This is a genomic window from Bradyrhizobium sp. CAR08 (assembly GCF_052871955.1).
Genome location: NZ_JBIXJX010000014.1, coordinates 227,037 through 248,925, shown reverse-complemented (window position 1 = coordinate 248,925; position 21,889 = coordinate 227,037). Strand labels below are relative to the sequence as shown.

Sequence of the window (21,889 nt, the reverse complement as noted above, 5' to 3'; positions counted from 1 at the left end):
CTCTGGCGGGCGTTTAGTAAAGGAACCGATCTTTTGTGCGTAACCTAGAGGGAATTGCCTTGGATCGCGAGAACTCAGAGGCGGCAGGAGGCGACTTGAAACTGCGGCTGGACGATCTGTACCGGATGACGTCGTTTATTTATCACGACGGCAATCTGGGACGAAGCCGCGAAGCGACCTTGCTGCACTTCGTCGAGGTCTGCGGGATGCTGACGCTCCTTGATCGAAAGAAGAAACGTGATCGCGTTGATATCCCTGGGGCACTTTGCAAAGCGTTGGGCTGGTACTTTCCGTTGCTGGCTAAAATGGGAGTGGACAGCGTCGAGCGCCTCCTTTTCACCAAATATCCATCAGTCTGCCCTTATTGCCGGAAATCGCCGCACGTCGAGCAGCAATGCAAATTGGTCAAGGGAACGGAAGGAGTTGTGTCGCACGCACTCGTTCGCGAACTCACCGAGGCCAATTGGGAGTCCCGGCCTAAGGGCCTTAACGACTGGCAGCGGATGTTCGACGATATCTACCCACGCTCTCTAAATGCCACGGGCGGATTCAGCATCATTGCTCTTCTCGAAGAACTCGGTGAACTCGCTGAGGCGATTCGAGTGTTCGACCGCTATCCACATTATTTCTATGGGGAAGCCGCAGACGTTTTTTCTTATCTCATGGGATTGGCGAACGAGTATGCGATCCAATGCGCCGAACGGGGGGAGACGTTCAACTACGAACTGGAGTTTCTGTCCCGATATCCGGGGCTTTGCATCGCGTGCGGAGGCCGAGTTTGCATATGTCCTACGGTACCTCCGGCAACGGTCGGCCGGATGGCTAAGGAGATGCCGATCAGCGTGCCCAGCATCTTAGATGCTGGCAAATTTGACGCTGCCGGTCGCGAGACCGCTGACAAGGTCCTTGAGAGTGTGGGCAAGGTACCTGCGCTTGCCAAGTACTTGCCCTACGACCGTGGCGACATGAATACGGCGCTCACTCAACTCGCCTTTCGACTCGCCAACGCGCTGGAGATCGACCACAAGGATACTGCCGACCGCTTGCTCGCGTTAGCAATCGAATTAGGGCGGGAGAAGCGCCCTAGCGGGACGGTTGCGCATAAGATCACCGCCGACATTCTCGACGTCCTCAAGGAGGCATGGCTTCAGGCCGATCCTGCCGTGCAACAATCGATTGCGATTGAACAACCTGACCTCGGTAAACTGGCCCATATCTTAGAGACCCGCGTTCTGATTGTTACCGGCAATCCGCGCGGCAAGAATGAAGCCCTTCGGCTAGATAAAGAAGTTAGCGCTATTCGCCTTAGGGTGAGACTTGGATCGGCTCGAGATCGGATTCATATTGAGACGTTGACGGCGGCGAGCGTGGACAGTTTGCGCCTCGCCCTACTATCCAACAATTACGACATCATCCACTTCGCGGGACACGCCGATGCGGAGGGGCTTGAATTGCTAGGCGATGACGGAGTCCACAACCTTACGTTCGACGCTTTTGCGAAGATGCTTGCGGGGCAAGAAAGTTTGAAATGCGTGGTTCTCAATGCGTGTAGCGCCATGCAGGGTTTAAGCACAGCATTTGCGCCGCTTGTGATCGCTATGGTCGATGACATAGACGACGAAGAGGCAATCGTGTTCGCGAAAGGGTTCTACGATGCCGTCGGTGCTGGCCAAAGCCCGTTAAAAGGATATGAAAGTGGAGTTACTGCGCTCGAGTCAGAGGGATTCGATCCGCACCTTGTAGCCAAGATTACACGTTAATTCTTGCCCACCCATCGGCCAAAGTGACTTTATCGGACGCCGTAGAGCCACGCCGGGATCGCAGATTTTCACGTTTGGCTGCTCTTAAGAAAGGCCGTTGACACGAAGACTCGATCAACGCGGTCCGTTGCGAACCGACACGATGTCGTTGGTGCAGTTGGATTGGAACTTGGGTTTTGGCATAAAAAACCTTGGTAATTTCCCAGGAATTGCTCTATGACATTCGTGGGATTTTCCCATGGAATGCGTTATGAAGTTGAAAACGCTCGCTTCTCACCTCGCAAACCACCTCGACCGAAGCCCATCCACCTTCGTCGAATTATATCGGGCGTTGCGCGAGGGACTATTCGCGGCCCTCGCCGATGGCGTTGACGGTTTTAGTCCGCCTCCCGTACCCGCCGACTTTTTGGATCGCGACATGACCGCGCTGCTGATCGGGCGCAGTGGCCCACAGGGCGGCGTTGCAGCCGATCCGTATGTCGTCGCATTGCTCGTGATCGCCTCGCTGGTTGATAGCCCTCGTGTCGATGTGGCGCGCCGCGCGTTCGACGTCTTTGCAGCGACATCGGACTCCGGCGTGTGTCCGCTGACCGGGGCGAGATATTTTGGCGAGGCTCTTGTCGCTGCCCTCACTAACCGAGACCTCTTCTTCCCGGCTGACCGCATCGCGCTTGTTGAACTATCTCATGACGCGGGGCACGCCATGATCAGCTATGACGGCGACAACCCCGACGACGACCAATGCCGAATGTCGCGCTTCGTAGTTCCGAATCGGCCATGGCCCCCAAAAACCTCGTTCTTCTCTGGCAAGCTGACCTTTGTCGGCCTGCGCCGACTGCACGAATTCATCCGTGGCAATCCCGAATTCAACACCGAAGCCGCCGACGAAATCAAGTTGCGGCTCAACGCCAATAAAGTGACCACGACCTAAGATGGAAGCTCCTGATGGTGCGGCGTCGCTGCACGTTCAAACTTACCGATCTTACACGCGCGTTGAAGGCAGCGCAGGCTGCACATGCGGTAGTGAAGATCGAATTTGAGGACGGAAGGATGACCGTCACCACCATGGATGACGAGAAGCAAGCGACAGACAGCAACGACGCTAACGACAGCAACGAATGGGACGAGGTGTTCGGCAAAAATGGCTCGGATAAGACTTAAATACGTGAACGGCTTCTGTAACAAGAAGCGTAACAACGGCAAGGTGCGATACTATTTTCGCCGTCGCGGCTCCAAGCCGGTGCCGCTAACGGGGTTGCCGGGTTCGGAAGAGTTCATGGCGCAATACGCCACGTTATTGGCAGGTATACCTGATCAAGAACCGCGCGCACTCGGCGCGAGCCGCACACAGCCAGGCACAATCGACGCGCTGTGCGTCTCTTATCTTGAATCGACTTCGTGGACGACGCTCGCCGATGACACGAGATTGGCGCGCTTCCGGATCATCGAGAAATTCAGACTGAAGCACGGCAACAAAAGAGTGCGGATGCTGGGCGAGCCGCACGTTATTAAGATGATGGGAGAGATCAAAAGCCTGTCGGGGAAACGCTCTTGGCTGAAAACGATCCGGCATCTCTTGCAGCATGCTGTGCCGACGATGATCAGGAAAAATCCGGCCGAAGGTATTGCGCAAGTGAAGCTGCCAAAGTCGAAGGGCCATCACACATGGACTGATGATGAGATCGCGACCTATCGTGCGTTCTGGCCGTATGGCACGCAACAACGTCTGGTGATGGAGTTCGCTCTTGAGACCGTGTCGCGGCGCGGAGAGGTGGTGCGGCTTGGGCCACAGCATATCAGCCACGGGCGCATCCGGATCGAGCGCACTCATGGCTCAGAGGACGTCGATATTCCTGTATCGGGGGACTTGCAGGCGGCCTGCGACGCAATGCCGAAGAAACACCTAACTTACATTGTCACGGCCTACGGAAAGCCACGCTCGAAGTTTGGTCTCGGGACCGACTTTGCGGAGTGGGCGCGCGCCGCTGGGCTGCCGGATCGGTGCCGCATGCATGGATTGAAGAAGAGCGGTATGCGTCGCCGTGCGGAAGTCGGCAATACTGCGCATGAATTGATGGCCTTTTCGGGCCACAAAACGCTAACGGAAGTGCAGCGTTACACCGAAGCCGCCAATAAAAAACGATTGGCAGATTCCGGGGCTGCGAAGATGCGGCAAGAGCAAAGCGAGAACGGCGTTGTTACAAACAAGGTAGTCCAAAAGTTACAAACGGCCCGCAAGTCTTTGAAATGATGGAGGCTAGAATATGGGTTGGCGCTCCCTAGGGGAATCGAACTCCTGTATCAGCCTTGAGAGGGTAAATTCGATCCGCTTGATGATTATTGTGAGGAGAGCTCTGCGATAGGACTTTGGGATATCAAGCCGGGCTCGGCTGCATGAGCAGGCGTTGCTGCACCAGTTTCGCCTCAGAAACGACCCTGCCGAAGCGCAACGAACCCGACCAGATTCAAACAAAACCTCAGCAAAATCAACAAAGCCGATCGTTATCCCGCCGCTCATAACGGCCTGATTGATGGTTCGAAGCCTACCGGACATATCGGGAAATCGCCCGCGCTTGATTTTTGACTTGCCTCCTTGACCTTGCGGCTTTCAAGGCGCCATTACTTCGTATACCTGAACGCCGCGTGATAGCTCGCCACTAGATGGACTTCTTTTCTGCTGAACCTTCCAGAATGCTCCTCTAATCAACCGCCAAGTGCGGTTGCCAGCTGAAGTCATAGAGAGCGCTCAACAACTTCATGGACAGCAGCGACGAGAACGCAGATGACTTGCAACAACGTTCTGGTCGAGAGCATTCTATTGAAGAGCGTCATGATGCCGCGTCTAGCGCTGGTGACCGAGCCGGATTCCAAGCTTGAGCGCCTTTTGGCGGAGTGAGCCTTCGGAGCGCTTTGTGAGTTTCGCGATTTTTGCAACCGGCGTCTTCGCTTTCGAATGAGCGCGCAGCTCTTTCACGTCGGCCTTTGTGTATTCGCGACGCACAGTTTTCTTCTTCGTAGCCGTGTTCTTCGCCTTCTTCGCCACTTTTAGCTCCTCGATTCGAGAGTGGGCGTACTAGCACAGGCGCATTGAGGCGCATCTATCCATCATTTTGACTATGGTCCGATCCGTGAACGGTCTCGTGACGCCAGTATTGCAGTCGATTTGCCCGACCTGTCAGATTGTTCCGGCAATCAGTCGATCGAAGTGAGAGCTTTGATCTACGTTTCTTCTCTGCCGCATTTGCGGGCCGGCATGCACGATGCCTGTAAGATGACGCTGCAAGAGCTCCGGACGCGGCTCGACCTACCTGCGCCCTCACGCGATGCGTAGGCAGGGAGAAAGCTTCTTCTCGCTTTACAAAATGCTTTGCCTAGCCATTCCGCGGACAGGAACGATTCGTCCTATTTGCACGCCACAGCTACCCAGCCGCAATATCTGTGCTCTCGATCCCTTTCTTGCTCGAGAAGCCTCGAACCTAATGCCTAGACCAATCACGGTCCAGGGCAAAGGCATGAGCGGCAAGGGCGAAGCGACTCGGATCGAGCGATTAAAGGCGCCGAATAGTCTGGATAAGCCGCTCGCGGCGAAGCGCCGTCGAAAGAACCGTGGCTTGCCCCCGCCAGCGACGTTCGATATCGATACGCTGCCGGGCAGCTCCAACTTGACCGCATGGGAAGCGGCAGCGGTCATCCGGCGCACGCCCGGTGCACTTGAGCAGTGGCGGCGCGACCCGAACCACCCGCTGAAATGGCGCTACGTCGATGGCCGGCCCCTCTATCGTGTCGATGCGGTGCGGGACTATTTGGCCAAGTGCGATAAGACGACTAGGACGCCTCGGCCGCATAATGCTCACGGAGACGGCCGAGCAGCTCGGCCTTGATCGGGTCAAGCGGATTCGTCCGCTGCAGGCGCACGATCTTCCCGATGCGTTTCGCGCCAACCAGCTCTGCAACGTAGTCGTGAGCCGCCTCGAACGCCATCTTGCGGATGATCCACTGTTCGTCGTGATTGTAGACTTGATCGATTCCGCTTGGCTTCTGCCCAACGCACAACCGCTGGATTTCGTTGTCGTAGCCACAGCGCGACATGATGTGCGCAAACTGCGCCTTAGGTCATGCATGGTGAACTTGGCAACGCCCGCTTCCTTGACCAGGCGGTTGACCATCTTGGTGAAGCCCGACATCTGCCCACCGGTCTTCGGTGACGGGAAGACATAGTCGGACGTCGCGCGCTGGAAATGTTTCGCGGCCGTGAGCACCTCGTCAACCAGATGAGTGCGCGGCACATCGTGGTGCAGCCCCATCTTGGTCCACGCCGCATCGAACGTGATCCGGTCGTCCATGATGTGCTTTCGCCACTCGATCATGGTAGGCTCACTGCGCCGCGGGCCGCCGAGCAGGCACATGCGTGCCAGGAAACCGAAAGCCCCGAGCTTGCCGGATGCATCCCAGACCTTGATGATTTCCTCATCGGTCAGCGCGCGGCCCTTTGTTCGGCGCCCGACTCTCTGCGCGCGAGTTTCCTTGGGCGCGCGATAGCCGGCGAGCACGTTGTGCTCGACGTAACCTTCGCCGACACACCATTCGAGGAAGGTATGCACGTGCTTGCGCAAGTCCTTGGCGGCACCGCGCTTGCCAGTCTTGGCAATCTTGTCGACCGCAGCCATGATTTGCCGTCGCGTCAGGTCCCCCACGCCGCTCTCGGCGTGATCCTTGAGCCCGCGCCGCAAGGCCGACATTGCTGGCTTCCAGTTGACGACTTGACGTTCGGTCAAGGACGTCTGGTAGGGACCATCTTCAACAATGAGGGCCGCGAGCGTGGTGCGCTGCTTATCGGCTGCCTGTTGCCGCCTCGCCTCGCGCTTCGCATCGTTCGGGTCCAAGCCCTTGACGACCTCGCCTGCCGCGATGGTGGCGGCCTTGCGCGCGGCCTTTTCATTATATTTGGGCCACGCGCCGAGGGTCTTGCGCTGGGTCCCCCTCACCCCCGGCTTAGTGAAGAGGTAGACCCAGGTTCGGCCGCCGGTGGCGCGCATGCGCAAGGCAAGGCCGGGCAGCTTGTCGTCGTGGAGATAATGCTGCGCCTTACCCGGCGGCAGCGTTGCGTTGCGGATCACCGCATCGGTGAGTGTCAGCTGGTTGGCCGGCTCCGTCATGATCCATTCCCTCTCTCTGTGCCCTGATGTGCCCCGCAACAAGGGCGGCCAACCTCGAACAGAACCGGGTCTCAGACCTCCCCCGTTTTTGTGCCCCGAGGGAAAATCCAAGGCGGGCACAACGGGGGCATACAAAATGTAGCAAGGTCGCCTATGGGCTCTTATGGCCGCACAAGGCCATAACAACCATCAATTAAAGGGTTTTTTACATTTCAACTATGGCCGGATTTGGTTGGCTCAGGTCTACCGATTGTGGTTCACACGGGAGAGGTCCAAGGTTCGATCCCTTGTGCGCCCACCATTCACCTTCCTGAACCATAATTTGTTGCGGACGATAACCGACGCTCGGCGGCTGTCTTCACCCGTCCAAATCAAAAACAGCGAAAACAACCCCATGCACAGTAGCCGACCTCAGTCGGATCAATGAGTTACAGGATTGCGACTTTTCCGAAATATAATTTGACTCGTCGGGCAAAACACCGGCATGATGGCATCATCGCGGGGGACCTGAAGCGCGATCGCATCAAGCTTCACGCAACCCGCGCCGGTCGCCAGGCTGCGTACAAACCGACCAGGGTGCCGATAGTAACCAGCGCTGCGGCCAGCAGCAGCTGCAATTCTCCATCGTCCGTGGTGCCTACGGACGACACAAGTCTGGTCACCACGACGAACAGAATGCCCACAGAGGCTGCTGCGCCCACGCCGAGATAGGCGAGCTCGCGCGTCAGGTTGCGGCCGAGGAGTCCGAGTGCCGTGAAATACATCGCGCAGGCGTTGGGATGAACGAACAGCGCAATTCGCGCGTAAGGACCGTAGGCGTCGAGGAGGGACTCACACCGGTTCAGTGCCGCCTTTGAGGCAATCCGCTGCAACAGCGGTCTGAAAAAACGAGCCTGTCCGTAGCTCAGAACGGCGCCCAGGATGATGGCCAGCCATGCCACGATGAAAACGGAGACGTCCGCGGGCTTTGGATTGAGCGCCACGGACATCAGGATGAGAGCGGTTCCGGGGAAATAGCCAAAATACGGGAAGACCGCCTCCAGCAGCACGCAGACGAATATGAAGGCCGGAAACCACGCCGAGCCGGTCGCATCCTGGACGATGGCGTTCAGGTCGAAGAGATTTGTCCTGTACAGGACGAGGTACATGCACATGGCCAACCCGGCCAGCGCGTAAAACGGCAATGCTCCCGACAGAAACCGCCTCATCCAGCTATCGCGCCTTGTTGCGCGGACACAGCGGAAACCATCGATAAACGCCCCCTACTCAATCGACAAAATCTCGATCTCCTGCGCACCCGATCCCACGACATCCCCGACCGCCTTCCCCATCAACGACTTCGCCACCGGTGCCACAAATGAGATCGTGCCGGCCTTGGGATCGGCTTCGTCCTCGCCGACGATGCGATAGGTTTGCACGCGGCCATCGGCGCGGCTGAACGTCACCGTGCTGCCGAAGGCGACGACATCGGTCGAGGCCGGGGCGGGAATGACCTGCGCCGTGCGCAGCCGTTCGGTGAGATAGCGGGCGTCACGCAAGGGCACCGCCGACTGCCGGCGCTTTTCGTTGACGTCTTCGATGGCTTGCGCGGCTTCATAGGCCTCGCGCGCGTCCTGAAGCTGCTTTTGCAACGCCTGCAAGCCTGCTTCCGTCACGAGATTTGGATGCGGCGAGATCGGCCGATCCGGCAACAGCGTCTCGGCGGCGGTTTCCGCGCTCTCTTCCTTGGTAAAGGCAACGCTCAAGTCGAAAATCCTGTCGAACTGTTCGGGCTCACGGCCCGCGCCTTCGCGCCGCAAGCAATCGCGGCGGGCAGAAGCTGGCGATCATCCCGGATCATATCTCAAGTACGACGAAACGGCGCAGCTTGAAAACGATGTCCGGCATGGCCTGCCGGAACCGCGTGGCATCCCGGAACGTGGTCGAGAACGGCGCGAAGGTGATCATCGCGTTCCAGTGCCTGTAGCCGTAGACCGTGACGGAGGCGCCGGTCGCCGGAAAATTCTCGAGCTTGCGCAGCTCACCCAGGACGAGATCGGCGATCGCTTCAGCAGGCAGCAACTGCTTGCCATCAGGTGTCGTGGCGATCTTCGCTGGCGGCTCGACTGACTTCGCGGGGGCCAGCGCCGCATCGGGCGCGTTCTCGGAATTTGTTTCGGGCTTGTCCTCGAGGTTGGCCGGCGGTGTATCGGCGGCGGGCAGCTCGACCAGCTCAAATCCGTTCGTCGGCGCGGTCGGCGGCGGAACCTCGATGACCGGCGGCGGCGCAACACTGTCTGCGGCGCGCCTGTTGCCTCCCAGGATGCTGCTGATCATCGCCACGAGGCCAGCATCCTTCACGTCGTCACTCATTACTCCCCCCAGGCTTCGACCTACTCTAGCACCGCTCGCGCGGACCGCCACTGGGGATGTATGGCCGGATTCCGTCCGGCCAAGGTCCTATTTCACGCGATGGCATTGGCGGCGCGATGCCCGATCACGCCGCGCTGCCGTGCGATCCGTCACTGCTTATCGAACGGAATGTATTGTTGGTATTGCTTCGGCACCGAGCTGCGGTAGCGCGCGGGCACCGTGCCGCTGTCGACCGAGTGATCGATCTCCTGCTGCCGCGTCATCTTCTTCTTCGCCGGCTTCTTCGACGCACTCTTTTTGGAGTCGGTCGGCTGGCTGGAGGTGTCGCTGGTTGCGCCCGGCGCGGTCGTCGTCGTTGCCGGCGCGGCGGTTGTCGTCGCAGACGCCGCGGTTCCGGCGGCGGCTGGTGCGCCCTGCGCCAACGCGAGCGGTGCCTGCATGAGAAGCGCCAGCGCTGCTGTCGCAGCCAGCAAGTATGATTTCTGCATTAGAACCTCCAAAATACCTGATCCGAATAAGGCAAGCGTATTTCTGCGGGATCGACGCGTGCAAGTCCGTTCACGATGGGCTCGAACCCCATGGTGAACTGTGGCCGAGATCACATTGCCGGCAGCAGGCTGCGTCATGATGTGCCTTGTCGCGAACGCAAAGCATTCTGGCGACACCAATACAGGCATGACTGCGCAACAGACGAGCCAGGCTCGCTGGCATTCCCACCCACTCGCTCTCGAAGGAGACTGACATGCGTCGCACCATCCTCACTCTCGCATCGCTCGCGGCCCTGCTCGCCGTAGCATCCCCGGCAGCCCAGGCACATCCTGCGAACGATCGATATTGCATCCAGGGCCGCTCGTGGGGTTACCCCGGCAATTGCCAGTTCGCCAGCTATCAGCAGTGCCTCGCTACCGCCTCCGGCACGTCGTCCTATTGCGGCATCAACCCGCGCTACGCGTTCTCGCAGCAGCGCGACTACTGACGAATTGGCGGCGTGCGCGTATGACGCGCGCGCCGCCACAATTTTTGCGTGAAGACGACCCGCTCCGCCGACGTGCCGGCGAATTGAAACTGTGCGAAGCCGCTTGCGTCCGTCGATGACGAGAATGTTATCCGTCATCAGCACCGAGAAATTCACGATGCGCAGCCGTGGCTTGCGGGCCAAGGCGCACCTTCCGAAAATTTCGATACCGGGCAATTGTGATCCATCTCGCTCGTGGCAGGCGTGATCGCGCCTAGGCTGCAAACTCCAGCGCGAGAAACCTTAGCCCGATCTTTCCATTCGACTTTTCAGGAAGGTGTTTCAATGAGCAGCCGCCACGCAATTGTTCCGCGCGGTCTGAACGCAACGCGTTCGCCGCTTTCGCAAGGCCGCTTCGGCCGCATGTTCCGCAAGCTCGCACCGGCCAAATTCGGCCCGAACGATTCCAACACGATCGCAAACCTGTCGGCGCTCGCCGACAAGATGGTCGCCGGCTTCGACGGGCCGAAGGACGGACCGGACGCGGAAGAGAGCGGCATTCCCTCGCTCTACACTTATTTCGGCCAGTTCATCGACCACGACATCACCTTCGATCCGGTCAGCTCGCTGACCAAGCAGCAGGACCCCGACGGTCTCGTCGATTTCCGCACGCCGTCGCTCGACATGGACAATGTCTACGGCCGCGGTCCGAACGACCAGCCCTACATGTATGACGGCATTAAGTTCCGCCTCGGCGAAAAGGTCACCGGCGCGGGCGTGCCCGATGCGGTCGATTTGCCGCGCTTCAAGGGCCGCGCGCTGATCGGCGATCCCCGCAACGACGAGAACAGCATTGTCTCGCAGTTTCAAGCCTTGATGCTGCGCTTTCACAACCGCATGGTCGACGACAATGACAGCCTGTCGTTCGAAGACGTGCAGCAGCGCGTTCGATTCCACTATCAGTATGTGGTGCTGAACGACTTCCTGCCGCGCATCGTCCACGCCAGCGTGCTGGACCAGCTGAAGACCGCGGGTCACTACGATCGCAGCAAGCTCGCTTACTACCATTGGAAGACTTATCCGTTCATGCCGGTCGAGTTCTCGGTCGCGGCCTACCGGCTCGGGCACTCCATGATCCGCCCTGGATACCGGCTGAACGACGCGGCCAACATGCTGCTGCAGATCTTCCCCGATCCCAACAATCCCGACCACAACGCACTGACCGGCTTCCGCGCCATGGGACCGGGACGCGCCATGGACTGGGGCCGCTTCATCGATCTCGACACGCGCCCCTACGGGGTCGAGGACGTCGACACCAATCCCGACAACAAGAGGCGGCTGCAGTTTGCCTATCGCATCGATGCCTCGCTGGTGGACCCGCTGCGCAAGCTGCCGCCGGAAGTCGCGTCCAATCCGGCGTCGCTGGCGCTGCGCAATCTCGAGCGCAGCTGGCGGCTCGGACTGCCGTCGGGCCAGGCCGTCGCCAGGGCGATGAACCTGACGCCGCTGAGCGACGACGAGATCATCATCGGCAAGGCCGTCGACGAGCCCGGGACGGGCGATCCGCAAGTCAAGATCGCGAGCATCGCGAACGGCGTGTTCGCCGACAACTGCCCACTGTGGGCCTACATCCTCGCCGAGGCGCGGCAAAACGCGACCGACATGCCGATCTCCGCCACCGGCGGGCCCGCCACGGTCAAGACACCGCAACTCGGACCGGTCGGCGGTCGCATCGTCGCAGAAGTCTTCCTCGGCATGATGTTCGGAGATAATTCCTCCGTGCTGTCGCTCGACCCGCAATGGACGCCGGTGACCGGCTCCGGCTTCGCGCTGAAGGACCTCGTCGCCTACGCGCTCGGCCAGCGCGATCCGCTGCATTGAGCGGGTGACGGACGATGATGATGCAAGGCCGCTCGTCATGCGAGCGGCCTTGCGGCTCCCCTCTCATCAACCGGCAGAGGTGAACCGCGGCGTGCATCGATCAAAAGGCGATGGCGGAAGCGACAATGCAACCTTGGGCGAAGTTCTGCTAGCCTGCTTGGGGCCATAGCAGCCCAAGCCCATGCAAGGCGATCAATTGCAGACTTCTCTGCTCCGGCCAGCCTGGCCCGTCATCACCGAGCTCATGTCACCACTGCTGGCGCTCTCTATCCTGCATCCTTTGCCGACAGGGCGGCAGCCAGCAGCATTGCAAAATATCTGGCTCGATGCTTGCGGCTTCGATGGCGACGTCTCAACCTGCTTCCGTTCTGCATCTCGCTTCTTGGACTCCTCACGGCTGGCGACCGGCTTCTTATCTTGGACCTTCTCGCATTCATTATCGTCATTGACGCGATAGCCAACTCGGCAGGCGATCTTCACGCAGGTGTCGCCATCCGCTCTGAAGCCCCGATCACAGACCTGCGGACAGACCCGTCCGGGTTTGGCCTTGATCGTATCGAGCGCGTCGAAGCTCGCGAGCTTGGCGTCGAACTTCGTGCCAGCGTATTTGTTGAAGGTGGAAAGCGATCGCTGCGACGCTGCATTCCAGTCTCCATCCGCCGCGCCAGATAGACAACCGACGCGACGCAGCTCCGACTGCACAAGCTTCGCTGTTTCCCGCGGTGATAGGGTCGGCTGCGACGAGGTCGGGGCAATGGCTGCGACCTTTTGCTCGCCACCGTCGTTCGCCTTCTCGGCGGACTGTCTGGCAGCGAGTTCGGCTGCGGCCGTGTCACTAGCGATCTTGTCCGCAAGCGCCTTTTCGGCGGTCTGCTTCTCGGCGAGCGCTTTGGCAACGGCGGTTTCAGCTTCCTTTCTCCGCTGCTCGGCGGCGGCGGCTTTGGCCTCCTCAACCTGCTTGGCCTTCTCGGCAGCGAGCCGGGCGTCCTCGGCGATTTTGGCGGCAGCGGCCGCCTTGTCCTGCTCGGCCTTCTTGGCGCGGTCCGCCGCGAGCCGTGCTTTCTCATCTTCAGCCTGCCGGGCCTTCTCAGCAGCGGCGGAGCGCGCTTGCTCGGCCTCGATCTTCCTCAACTGGACCTTGGCGAGATCGGCGTAGAAGCCATCCGGGTACGTCCGCAGGAAGGCATGCCATGCGTCTTTCTCGCCTGCCTGCAAAGCCAGCTCATAGTCTCTGCGAACCGCGTCCTGCGGGCTTGCCTGCGGTCCAGGAGCGGCTACCGGCTTCGCGGGCACCAGCGGCACGTCGTCGCCGCCGAGCGAGCCGTATACATAAGGCTCCTGCTTGTAGCCGGTGTTCTTGAGTACGTCGTCTCGGATGAAGCCGAAGGCCTTGCGCAGGTCGAGCCCCGGCGTCGGCAAACGCTCGACCAGCGCTGCGGCGAAGGGACTGTTCTTCGAGTCGCCATCCGAGGCGGTCGAGCCCGCCTTGGCGGCGAAGGCGATCATCGTGTTCGGGCTTGTCGGCTCGATCTTCGCGAGGCCCCGGCCAATGGCTCGGGCAGCGACCGTCCGCTTCATCGTCTTGGCGAAAGGATTGTCGCGGCAGGCGTCCAGAATGACGAGCCGGAGCTGCTTCGCAGGCTCGACGGCAAACAGCGCGCGGTCGAGTGCCACGGTCTCATCGAGAACGTCGCTATCGGTCTCGAGAGTTGCATCGGTTGGAATCAGGTAATTGGTCCCGTCGAGCTCGATGCCGTGACCGGCGTAGTAGATGACGGCAACTTCGGCGTCTCGCGCCCGGCCACCAAAGTCGCGCAGAGCCTTGCGCATCTCGGTAGCATTGAGATCAGTCCTGAGGTCGATCCAGTCGAACCCGGCCTTCTTGAACATGCCACCGACCAGAGCAGCATCGTTCGCCGGATTGGCGAGCCTCGGCACGCTCCTGTAGGCGGAGTTGCCGATGACCAGCGCGACGCGGCGCTCGGCATGCGCCGAGCCGCAGGCTAGGATGAAAAAGAACAATGAAAACCAGCGAAACGCGCCCATCGAAGCCCCGAGTACTATGTGCGCAGCGTATGTAGAGCCTGTCAAAAGGCAAGCTCCTGTTCTGTGACGCTGGTCACGCTCATGGTCGGCTGGTCGTCGAACGCCTACAACGGATCATAGCAGTCGATGTCGTCCGGCGGGGCGACTCAGCTTCGTCCTCGAATATGACTTATGAGTAGACGCTCTAACGCGCAGCCCCAAGGTGGACCTCCTCCAGCCGCGTAGCGAACCAGCGCGACAGCGGCTGATCGAGGACGCCGCTGACATAGACCTCCGAGATCGTCACGTTGTCCTTGTCCAGCACCAGCAGCACGCCGATCCAAAAGGCGAACCAGACATGCGCATCGGTCAGCGCCATCAGCTTGTGCTGGTCGTGGTCGAGCGCGGTGTGATTGCTCGCCTTGCGGATCTCCACGGTGAGCAAATTGTTCGGGATCTCGCGCTGATGAACCACGACGTCAGGGTAGATCGACTTGCCCAGATGATCGTCGGTCGAAATGATGGTGCCGTGCGGCAGATGCAGCGTACGCTCGCCGAGCCGGTCGTAGTTGCAATCGACCGACCAGCCGGGGAATTGCTTCTCCAGATGCACGGCGAAGCGGTGCGTGATGGCACGCTCGCCGATGTCCTTCTCGAACAGGAATGCTTCGTGTGCGTAGAAGTCCCGGAGCGCCGCGATCACCTTGTTCAGCTCGGTCTGCATCTTGCCCCCGGCCCTCGGCGCTCCTGATGCGGTGCCCTACATCTGGACTTCGATCAGCCGCGGTCCGGGCTCGGCGACGGCCTCGGCCAGCGCCTTGTTGAACTCGTCCGCGTTGGTGACGGCGCGGCCGGGCACGCCCATGCCCTTGGCCAGTGCCACGAAATCCAGCGTCGGCCGGTCGAGCCGCAGCATGTCGTTGGCGCGCTGTCCGGGCTCGCCGGCGCCGACATTGTCGAACTCGCCGCGCAGGATCTGGTAGATGCGGTTGGCGAACACGATGGTGACGATGTTGAGGTTTTCTCTCGCCTGCGTCCACAGCGACTGGATCGTGTACATCGCGCTGCCGTCGCCGACCATGCAGATCACCTTGCGGTCCGGGCAGGCGATCGCGGCACCGATCGAGAGCGGCGTCGAGAAGCCGATCGAGCCGCCCATGTTCTGGAGCCAGTCGTGCGGAGCAGCCGCCGCTGTCGGCGGGAAGAAGGCGCGGCCGGTAGTGAGGGATTCGTCGACCAGGATCGCGTTCTCCGGAATCGCATAGGCGATCGATTGCGCGATCGAGGCGTGGGTCAGTGCGCCGGTCGGCTTGAGCAGCTCAGCCGCGGCCTGCGGCTTGACGTCCTTCGCGCTGGCCTTCACCGCGCCGGCGAGCGCTTCCAGTGCAGCGACCGAATTCTCCCCCCAGGAGGTCATGCGATGCACCTCGCAGCCCTCGGGCTTGAGGATGCTCGGCTTGTTCGGATAGGCAAAGAACGCCACGGGATCGTCGGACTCGACCAGCACGATATGGCGGAACCTGGCCAGCATCTGCAGCGCGTTGTCGATCACGTAATGGATGCGGTCGATCGAGAAGCGGCCGCGGCCGCGCGCCATCCTGGGACGGAAGGTCGGGCCCATCACGGTGCAACCGGTCTTGGCGGCGATGCGCTCTGCCAGCGCCAGGCCCTGCTCGCTCAGCGCACTGCCGGTCATCAGCAGCAGCGTGCCCTCGCCGTCGCCGTGCAGGATCTTTGCGGCCTGCTCGACCGCCTGCGGCGAATAGCTCGCGCGCTGCTGCTCGGCCGGAACCTCGGCGATGCCGTCCGCTTCGTTCCAGGCGGTGTCGGCGGGCAGGATCAGGGTCGCGATCTGCGGCGGCGCGCTCTTGGCGGCGGCGATCGCCGCGGCACCGTCGGCAGCGACCGATTTGGAGTCCGGCGAAGTGCGGACCCAGGACGACATCGGCCGGGCCAGGCCCTCGATGTCGGAGGTCAGCGGCGCGTTGTAGTCGATGTGGTAGACGGCGTGCTGGCCGACGATGTTGACGATGCCGGAATTCGCCTTCTTGGCGTTGTGCAGATTGGCAAGGCCGTTGGCAAGACCGGGGCCGAGATGCAGCAGCGTCGAGGCCGGCGTGCCCTTCATGCGGAAATAGCCGTCGGCGGCGCCGGTCACCACGCCTTCGAACAGGCCGAGCACGCAACGCATGCCGGGCACGCGGTCGAGCGCTGCGACAAAATGCATCTCGGAGGTGCCGGGGTTGGAGAAGCAGACGTCGACCCCGCCCTTGACCATCGTCCGCACCAGACTTTCCGCACCGTTCATCCGTCAGCTCCCGCAACCGGCAATGTTCCAACAATCCATCCGATCAATCATTGTTCGCTCGTCTCGTCAAAGCAATAGCCGGCGTCGCCGCCCTGCCCCGCGCGGCGATGCGCTGGTTTGGCTAATCCTTTCCGGCAAATTGGCGCGGTTGCCGGTTTGGTAACTCCAACCGTTAAGGATGCCCCGTCTCACGAGGCCGTGGCTTGCGGAAAGCCCGCAAATATGGCCTGTAACTTCAGTTGAATCGATTTTTTGCTGGGGGAACAATGATCCGGTATTTTGCCGCGCCGATTGCCGCCATCGCACTGCTGTCGGCGACCGCCGGCGGCGCCTTCGCCGAGGAGTTCGACTCGCGCGACATCATGGGCGGCGGCCCGAATTTCTTCCGCGGCGGCTCGAGCCCAGTTCCCCGCACCACCGTCATGTATAACGGCAACTACGCCCCGGGCACGATCGTGGTGAACACCTCGGAGCGCCGGCTCTATCTGGTGCTCCAGAACGGCCAGGCCCTGCGCTACGGCATCGGTGTCGGCCGCGACGGCTTCCGCTGGGGCGGCGTGCACCGGATCACCGCCAAGAAGGAATGGCCGGACTGGACGCCGCCGTCACAGATGCTGGCGCGCCGGCCGGACCTGCCGCGTCACATGAAGGGCGGCGTCGAAAATCCGCTCGGTGCGCGCGCGATGTATCTGGGCTCGACACTCTATCGCATCCACGGCTCCAACGAGCCGGAGACGATCGGCCAGGCGGTGTCCTCGGGCTGCTTCCGCATGACCAATGACGACGTCACCGACCTCTACGGCCGCGTCGGGGTCGGCACCACGGTGGTCGTGCTGAACAACTAGCAAGAATCGGCGGCGCGTGGATATGCGGCCTTGTGCGTCGGTTCCGAATACGGCAGCGTCGCCTGGCAATGAGCGCATTGGCCCCGTCTCCGTCCGGCTTTCGCATCGTGCTGCTGGCGCTCGCCACCGTCGCGTTCGCGCCTGACACCGCTACCATCGCCGTCGCGGGCGAATTGCCCGCGATCGCTTCGCGCCAGCGCGCCGAGAAGAAGAGCTTTACCGACGGCGAGATCGTCGACGGCTTTCTGAAGACGGCGTTCGGCGCCGAATACCACCTTGCCGGCCGTGTCGATCGCATCCGCAAGTTCGACGGACCGGTGCGCGTGTTCGCCGAGAGCGATCGCGCCGACCGCAAGGCGCAGCTCGCGAAAGTCGTAGCCGACATCGGCAAGCGCGTGCAGCATCTCGACATCGCCATGATCGACTCCAGCGAAGCGGCGAATGTGCGCGTGAAGCTCGTGCGCGACCGCGATCTGTTCCGCACCATCTCGAGCTTCTACGGTGCGGAGAAGGCCCGCGAGATCCGCACCTCGCTCGATCCGCAATGCCTGTCCGGCTTCCGCAAGAACGACAATTTCGAGATCGAGCATTCCGACGTCATCCTCACCGTCGACAACGGCGATTTCACCTTCCTCGACTGCGCCTATGAGGAGCTGCTGCAATCGCTCGGCCCGATCAACGACACCGCCAGCGTGCCCTGGACCATGTTCAACGACAACGTCTCGATGGGCTATTTCGACGTCTATGACCAGTACATCCTCAACCTGCTCTACGATCCCCGCATCAAGGCCGGCATGACCGTGGCTGAGGTCAAGGCGGCGCTGCCCGACGTGCTCACCGATGTACGCATTTGGGTGAGGCGCGTGAACGATCTGAAGGAGTGAGATCGCAAGGGGAGAAGGAAAGCACCGTGGCGCGGCTTTACGCCTTCTTCGCCTTCGACATCAAAAATTGCTGGCGCATCACGTTGTTGCTTCCGTCGTAATATTCGGAGATCAGCGCCTCGAACTCGCTGCGAAAACTCCGCAGCCTGTCCGGCTCGTCCTTGTACTGGGCGACGAGCTTGATCAAAGGCCCGATCGTCGTTTCCATGGTGCGGCGGAAATGCTGCGGGCTGAGTGCGGACGGCGTCATGATGTCCATCTCGAAGGCGATATCCTTCACTTTCCCCGCGAGACGTTCGGCGACGATCTTCGGATCGCCCCACGACACCGGTGATGCCACGCCCTCGGGCGGCGGCAGATGGCGGCCGATCAGCGCGAACATCCGGCCGACATAGAGATGCGGCGGCCAGGTGGAGAAGGCGATGGTGCCGCCGGGCTTCAGCACGCGCAGCATCTCGCCGATGGCGACCTCGGGGCGCGGCGCGAACATGTGGCCGAACTGGCTGAGCACCACGTCGAACTCGTTGTCGCCATAGGGCAGGCTTTCGGCGTCGCCTTCGGCGAAGTCGACATCGAGATTCGCCAGCTGCGCGTGCTCGCGGGCGCGCTCGAGCAGGACCGGCGACAGGTCGAGACCCCTGACCTTCGCACCGCGGCGCGCCGCCGTGATCGCGGCAACGCCGGTGCCGCATCCGACGTCGAGCAGCATTTGGCCGGTCGCGACCCCGGCGAAGCTCACGAGTTTGGCGGCCGAGGGCGTGGTGAACACTTCCATCGGCGTGAACAGCGACCAGGCTTCCTTCTGGACTGCCTTGAAACCAGCAAACGGGTCTTGGTCGGCCATGGAACTCTCCCTTGTTCGATGCCAGTTTTCATGAGGCTGACGACGGATGCCAAAGGTTCAACGCAAGCCCATGAAGGCGACGGCTTCGCCTCCTCGCGGTCCTATTGCACGAGATCGGCAACGATGGTCGCGGCCTTGAGGCCGGTGCCGGTGAGGACCGCGACCGTGGTCTCGGTCGCCTTGATGCTACCGGTGGCGGATAGTTTCTCCAGCGCGGCGGCAGCACTTGCGCTGGTCGGCTCGGCGAACAGGCCCTGCCGCGCAAGACGCCGCAGCGCGGCGACGATCTCGTCCTCGGTCAGCGCGACAGTGCCGCCACCGCTCTCGCTTAACGCGCCGATGATCTCGCGCAGGCGCAGCGGATGCTTGATCGCGGTGCCTTCGGCGATGGTCTTGTTCACCTCGCGCGCGACAGGGGTGTCGACGCCGGCCTTGAAGCTTGCATCGATCGGCGAGCAGTTGAGCGGCTGCGCCGCGAACAGCCGCGGCAGCTTGGTGATCTGGCCGGCTTTCAACAGCTCACGGAAACCAAAGGCGCAACCCAAAAGGCTGCTGCCGGCGCCGACGGGAACGATGACGTTGTCGGGGGCGCGGAAGCCGAGGTCCTCCCATATCTCATAGGCGAGCGACTTGGTGCCTTCGAGGAAGAACGGTTGCCAATTGTGGCTGGCATAGAAGGTCTGGCTCGACTGCCGGATCGCCTCGGCCTCCGATTCCTCGCGCGGCCCCTCAACGAGCTGCACCGTGGCACCATAGGCGCGGACCTGTGCGATCTTGGCCGGTGACGTGGAAGCAGGCGCCAGAATCTTCACGCGCATGCCGCCGGCGGCACCCAACCCCGCCATCGACGAGCCGCCATTGCCGGACGAATCCTCCAGAATGGCGTCGACGCCGATCTGCCGAAGGAAGGACAGCATCACGGCGGAGCCCCGGTCCTTGAAGCTGCCGGTCGGGTTGAACCATTCGAGCTTGAAGAACGGGCGCAGCTCGCCCCAAGCCTGCTGCACCAGCGGCGTGAAGCCTTCGCCGAGCGTGATCGGAGTCTCGATCTCGACCGGCAGCGCCGCCCGGTAGCGCCAGAGCGAACGCGTGCGCGGCTCGATCTCCTCCCGCGACATCCCTGCCCCCGGCGTCACCAGCAGCGGCGTGCGCTCGTCCGAGCACCAGCGCGGCTGGTCCAGCGGATAGAGCTTACCGTTGCGGGGGTCGATGTAGGCGGGGGCGGGCATGGCGGTCTCCAAGGAAGGCGATGCGGCAAAGGCGATCTGTACGTTTTGGTTTGATGACACGTTTTGTCCGGAAACTCGACGCCCGGCACGCCAACCGTGTGGCGCCTCTTGAAAACGTGAAAACCATAATTACTTCATCATCTTACTGCGATGGCGGAGAGCTCCGCCAGTGCGGTAGCGTGGCACGCGGGCAAGCGCTGCCGGGTCGCACGATGACGGGAATTTGGCATCGAGCCGCCCTGCCCCGCGCAGCACGATTAACTTGTCTGTCGCGACTGCCCGCTACAATATGTTGGATTGAGCTCGCGCCGCCGGTGCCGCATCGGCAGCGCGACGAGCCAAGGCCCGTCCGAGCGGCGGGCCGTTGGCTTTTTAGGAGTTTGGTCATGAGCCGCGCGAACCGTACCGACCACATCCGCCTCACCTCCCATCCGGAGCCGGGCAGGACAGCCGCCTTCCCGATCCACTGGGGCGCCGCCGACGCACGCACCCGCGGTCCGATCATCGGCACGGTGTCGCGCGCGGGAGATCGCAACGTGATCGGCAGCCATGGCGGCTCCTATGCGATGTACCGCGCGCTCGCGGTGTCCGCCGGCGCGCTCGATCCGATTCGTAGGCCCGACCTCACCAACACGTTTCCCGCGGCGACCATCGGGCCGTTCCCGCAATGGAGCGATCCCGCCAAGATCGTCGCGCTCGATCCCTGGGGGCATCTCGTCGCCGAGAATTTCGGCAAGGACATCGCCGAGGGCATCGACATCAGGCCGAGCATCGCGGTGACGCGCGCGCGGCTGGACCTGCCGGAGATCCGCGAGGCGCTCGCCGCCAAGCGCCTGCGCGCCGACGGCGACGTGGTGCACGCCAATGGCAGCGTGTCGGTGGTGAAGATCGCGATTGATCCGGTCTGGTATCTGCCAGGCCTTGCGGAGCGCTTTGCGACCAACGAGACCGAGCTGCGGCGCACGCTGTTCGAGCAGACCGCCGGCATGTTCCCCGAGCTGGTGACCCGGCCGGACATGAAGGTGTTTCTGCCGCCGATCGGCGGCACCACCGTCTACATGTTCGGCGACGTCACCAAGCTGCCGGACCATCGCACCAAGATCACCTGCCGCGTGCATGACGAGTGCAACGGCTCCGACGTGTTCGGCTCCGATATCTGCACCTGCCGGCCCTACCTCATTCACGGCATCGAGGAATCCGCGCGCGGCGCGCAGGAGGGCGGACTCGGGCTCGTGATCTACAACCGCAAGGAAGGCCGCGCGCTCGGCGAGGTCACGAAGTTCCTGGTCTACAATGCGCGCAAGCGCCAGGAGGACGGCGATGCGGCCGCCGCCTATTTCGAGCGCACCGAATGCGTCGCCGGCGTCCAGGACGCGCGCTTCCAGCAATTGATGCCCGACACCATCCACTGGCTGGGCCTGAAGCGCATCGACCGCTTCCTCTCGATGAGCGACATGAAGCATGACGCTTTGACCTCGCAGGGCATCGACATCGTCGAGCGCGTGCCGATCCCGCCCGAGCTCATTCCCGCCGACGCCTATGTCGAGATCGCCGCGAAGAAGGCCGCCGGCTATTACTCCACCGACATTGCGCCGGAGAAGGACGTCGACGGCGTGGTCGGGCGTTCGCTGGAAAAATACTGATCGATTG

The 21,889-nt window shown here is 61.7% G+C and carries 19 protein-coding genes and 1 pseudogene; 9 read left to right on the top strand and 11 right to left on the bottom strand.

Annotation, left to right across the window (positions count from 1 at the left end; all coding sequences use genetic code 11):
• Positions 1-95: 95 nt before the first annotated feature.
• The 4 genes from ACIPUD_RS27960 (at position 96) to ACIPUD_RS27945 (ending at position 4,011) form a co-directional block, all read left to right on the top strand.
• Positions 96-1,760, top strand: a complete 1,665-nt coding sequence (locus tag ACIPUD_RS27960; protein WP_446481911.1) for a CHAT domain-containing protein — start codon at positions 96-98, stop codon at positions 1,758-1,760.
• A gap of 250 nt (positions 1,761-2,010) precedes the next feature.
• Positions 2,011-2,691, top strand: coding sequence for a hypothetical protein (locus ACIPUD_RS27955; protein WP_446481910.1), 681 nt, complete (start codon positions 2,011-2,013; stop codon positions 2,689-2,691).
• Between the two features lie 14 nt (positions 2,692-2,705).
• The gene (locus ACIPUD_RS27950; RefSeq protein WP_446481909.1) at positions 2,706-2,921 is read left to right on the top strand and encodes a hypothetical protein; all 216 of its coding nucleotides are present in this window, start codon (positions 2,706-2,708) and stop codon (positions 2,919-2,921) included.
• Positions 2,922-2,925: 4 nt separating this feature from the next.
• Positions 2,926-4,011 carry a tyrosine-type recombinase/integrase gene (locus ACIPUD_RS27945; protein WP_446481908.1) on the top strand — a complete coding sequence of 362 codons (1,086 nt, stop codon included), beginning with the start codon at positions 2,926-2,928 and terminating at the stop codon, positions 4,009-4,011.
• Between the two features lie 591 nt (positions 4,012-4,602).
• Here the strand turns inward: ACIPUD_RS27945 and ACIPUD_RS27940 are convergent.
• The 6 genes and pseudogenes from ACIPUD_RS27940 to ACIPUD_RS27915 form a co-directional block, all read right to left on the bottom strand.
• Entirely contained in the window at positions 4,603-4,803 is a 201-nt protein-coding gene (locus ACIPUD_RS27940) for a hypothetical protein (protein ID WP_377791940.1), read from the bottom strand.
• A 782-nt stretch (positions 4,804-5,585) separates the two neighbouring features.
• Positions 5,586-6,916 (bottom strand): annotated as a pseudogene (locus ACIPUD_RS27935) (tyrosine-type recombinase/integrase).
• A 530-nt stretch (positions 6,917-7,446) separates the two neighbouring features.
• The gene (locus tag ACIPUD_RS27930; protein ID WP_026232578.1) at positions 7,447-8,124 is read right to left on the bottom strand and encodes a hypothetical protein; all 678 of its coding nucleotides are present in this window, start codon (positions 8,122-8,124) and stop codon (positions 7,447-7,449) included.
• Between the two features lie 54 nt (positions 8,125-8,178).
• Positions 8,179-8,661: a transcription elongation factor GreA gene (gene greA / locus ACIPUD_RS27925; RefSeq protein ID WP_204512277.1), complete on the bottom strand. Its 483-nt coding sequence runs from the start codon at positions 8,659-8,661 to the stop codon at positions 8,179-8,181.
• Between the two features lie 91 nt (positions 8,662-8,752).
• Positions 8,753-9,268, bottom strand: a complete 516-nt coding sequence (locus ACIPUD_RS27920; RefSeq protein ID WP_446481907.1) for a hypothetical protein — start codon at positions 9,266-9,268, stop codon at positions 8,753-8,755.
• Positions 9,269-9,417: 149 nt separating this feature from the next.
• On the bottom strand, positions 9,418-9,756 hold the full coding sequence (locus ACIPUD_RS27915; protein WP_085349549.1) for a hypothetical protein: 339 nt from the start codon (positions 9,754-9,756) through the stop codon (positions 9,418-9,420).
• A 254-nt stretch (positions 9,757-10,010) separates the two neighbouring features.
• On the opposite strand from ACIPUD_RS27915, the gene ACIPUD_RS27910 reads away from it, so the two are divergent.
• Positions 10,011-10,244: a DUF3551 domain-containing protein gene (locus tag ACIPUD_RS27910; protein ID WP_007596464.1), complete on the top strand. Its 234-nt coding sequence runs from the start codon at positions 10,011-10,013 to the stop codon at positions 10,242-10,244.
• 324 nt (positions 10,245-10,568) lie between these two features.
• Positions 10,569-12,104, top strand: coding sequence for a peroxidase family protein (locus ACIPUD_RS27905; protein ID WP_446481906.1), 1,536 nt, complete (start codon positions 10,569-10,571; stop codon positions 12,102-12,104).
• A gap of 192 nt (positions 12,105-12,296) precedes the next feature.
• Here the strand turns inward: ACIPUD_RS27905 and ACIPUD_RS27900 are convergent, their stop codons facing one another.
• The 3 genes from ACIPUD_RS27900 to ACIPUD_RS27890 form a co-directional block, all read right to left on the bottom strand.
• Positions 12,297-14,150 carry a caspase family protein gene (locus ACIPUD_RS27900; protein WP_446481905.1) on the bottom strand — a complete coding sequence of 618 codons (1,854 nt, stop codon included), beginning with the start codon at positions 14,148-14,150 and terminating at the stop codon, positions 12,297-12,299.
• A gap of 184 nt (positions 14,151-14,334) precedes the next feature.
• The gene (locus tag ACIPUD_RS27895; protein ID WP_446481904.1) at positions 14,335-14,853 is read right to left on the bottom strand and encodes a hypothetical protein; all 519 of its coding nucleotides are present in this window, start codon (positions 14,851-14,853) and stop codon (positions 14,335-14,337) included.
• Between the two features lie 36 nt (positions 14,854-14,889).
• Positions 14,890-16,437, bottom strand: coding sequence for an acetolactate synthase large subunit (locus tag ACIPUD_RS27890; protein ID WP_085349553.1), 1,548 nt, complete (start codon positions 16,435-16,437; stop codon positions 14,890-14,892).
• 266 nt (positions 16,438-16,703) lie between these two features.
• Here ACIPUD_RS27890 and ACIPUD_RS27885 point away from each other — a divergent pair, with 266 nt between their 5' ends.
• Positions 16,704-17,282: a L,D-transpeptidase gene (locus tag ACIPUD_RS27885; RefSeq protein ID WP_007596474.1), complete on the top strand. Its 579-nt coding sequence runs from the start codon at positions 16,704-16,706 to the stop codon at positions 17,280-17,282.
• A 68-nt stretch (positions 17,283-17,350) separates the two neighbouring features.
• Complete coding sequence (locus ACIPUD_RS27880; protein WP_018453696.1) at positions 17,351-18,166, top strand: DUF2927 domain-containing protein; 816 nt, start codon at positions 17,351-17,353, stop codon at positions 18,164-18,166.
• Positions 18,167-18,203: 37 nt separating this feature from the next.
• On the opposite strand, the gene ACIPUD_RS27875 is transcribed toward ACIPUD_RS27880, so the two are convergent.
• Positions 18,204-19,010, bottom strand: coding sequence for a class I SAM-dependent methyltransferase (locus ACIPUD_RS27875; protein WP_085349555.1), 807 nt, complete (start codon positions 19,008-19,010; stop codon positions 18,204-18,206).
• A 101-nt stretch (positions 19,011-19,111) separates the two neighbouring features.
• Positions 19,112-20,239: a threonine synthase gene (locus ACIPUD_RS27870; protein WP_446481903.1), complete on the bottom strand. Its 1,128-nt coding sequence runs from the start codon at positions 20,237-20,239 to the stop codon at positions 19,112-19,114.
• Positions 20,240-20,625: 386 nt separating this feature from the next.
• Between ACIPUD_RS27870 and ACIPUD_RS27865 the strand changes: the two genes are divergently transcribed.
• Positions 20,626-21,882, top strand: coding sequence for a GTP cyclohydrolase II (locus tag ACIPUD_RS27865; protein ID WP_018453693.1), 1,257 nt, complete (start codon positions 20,626-20,628; stop codon positions 21,880-21,882).
• Positions 21,883-21,889: the final 7 nt, after the last annotated feature.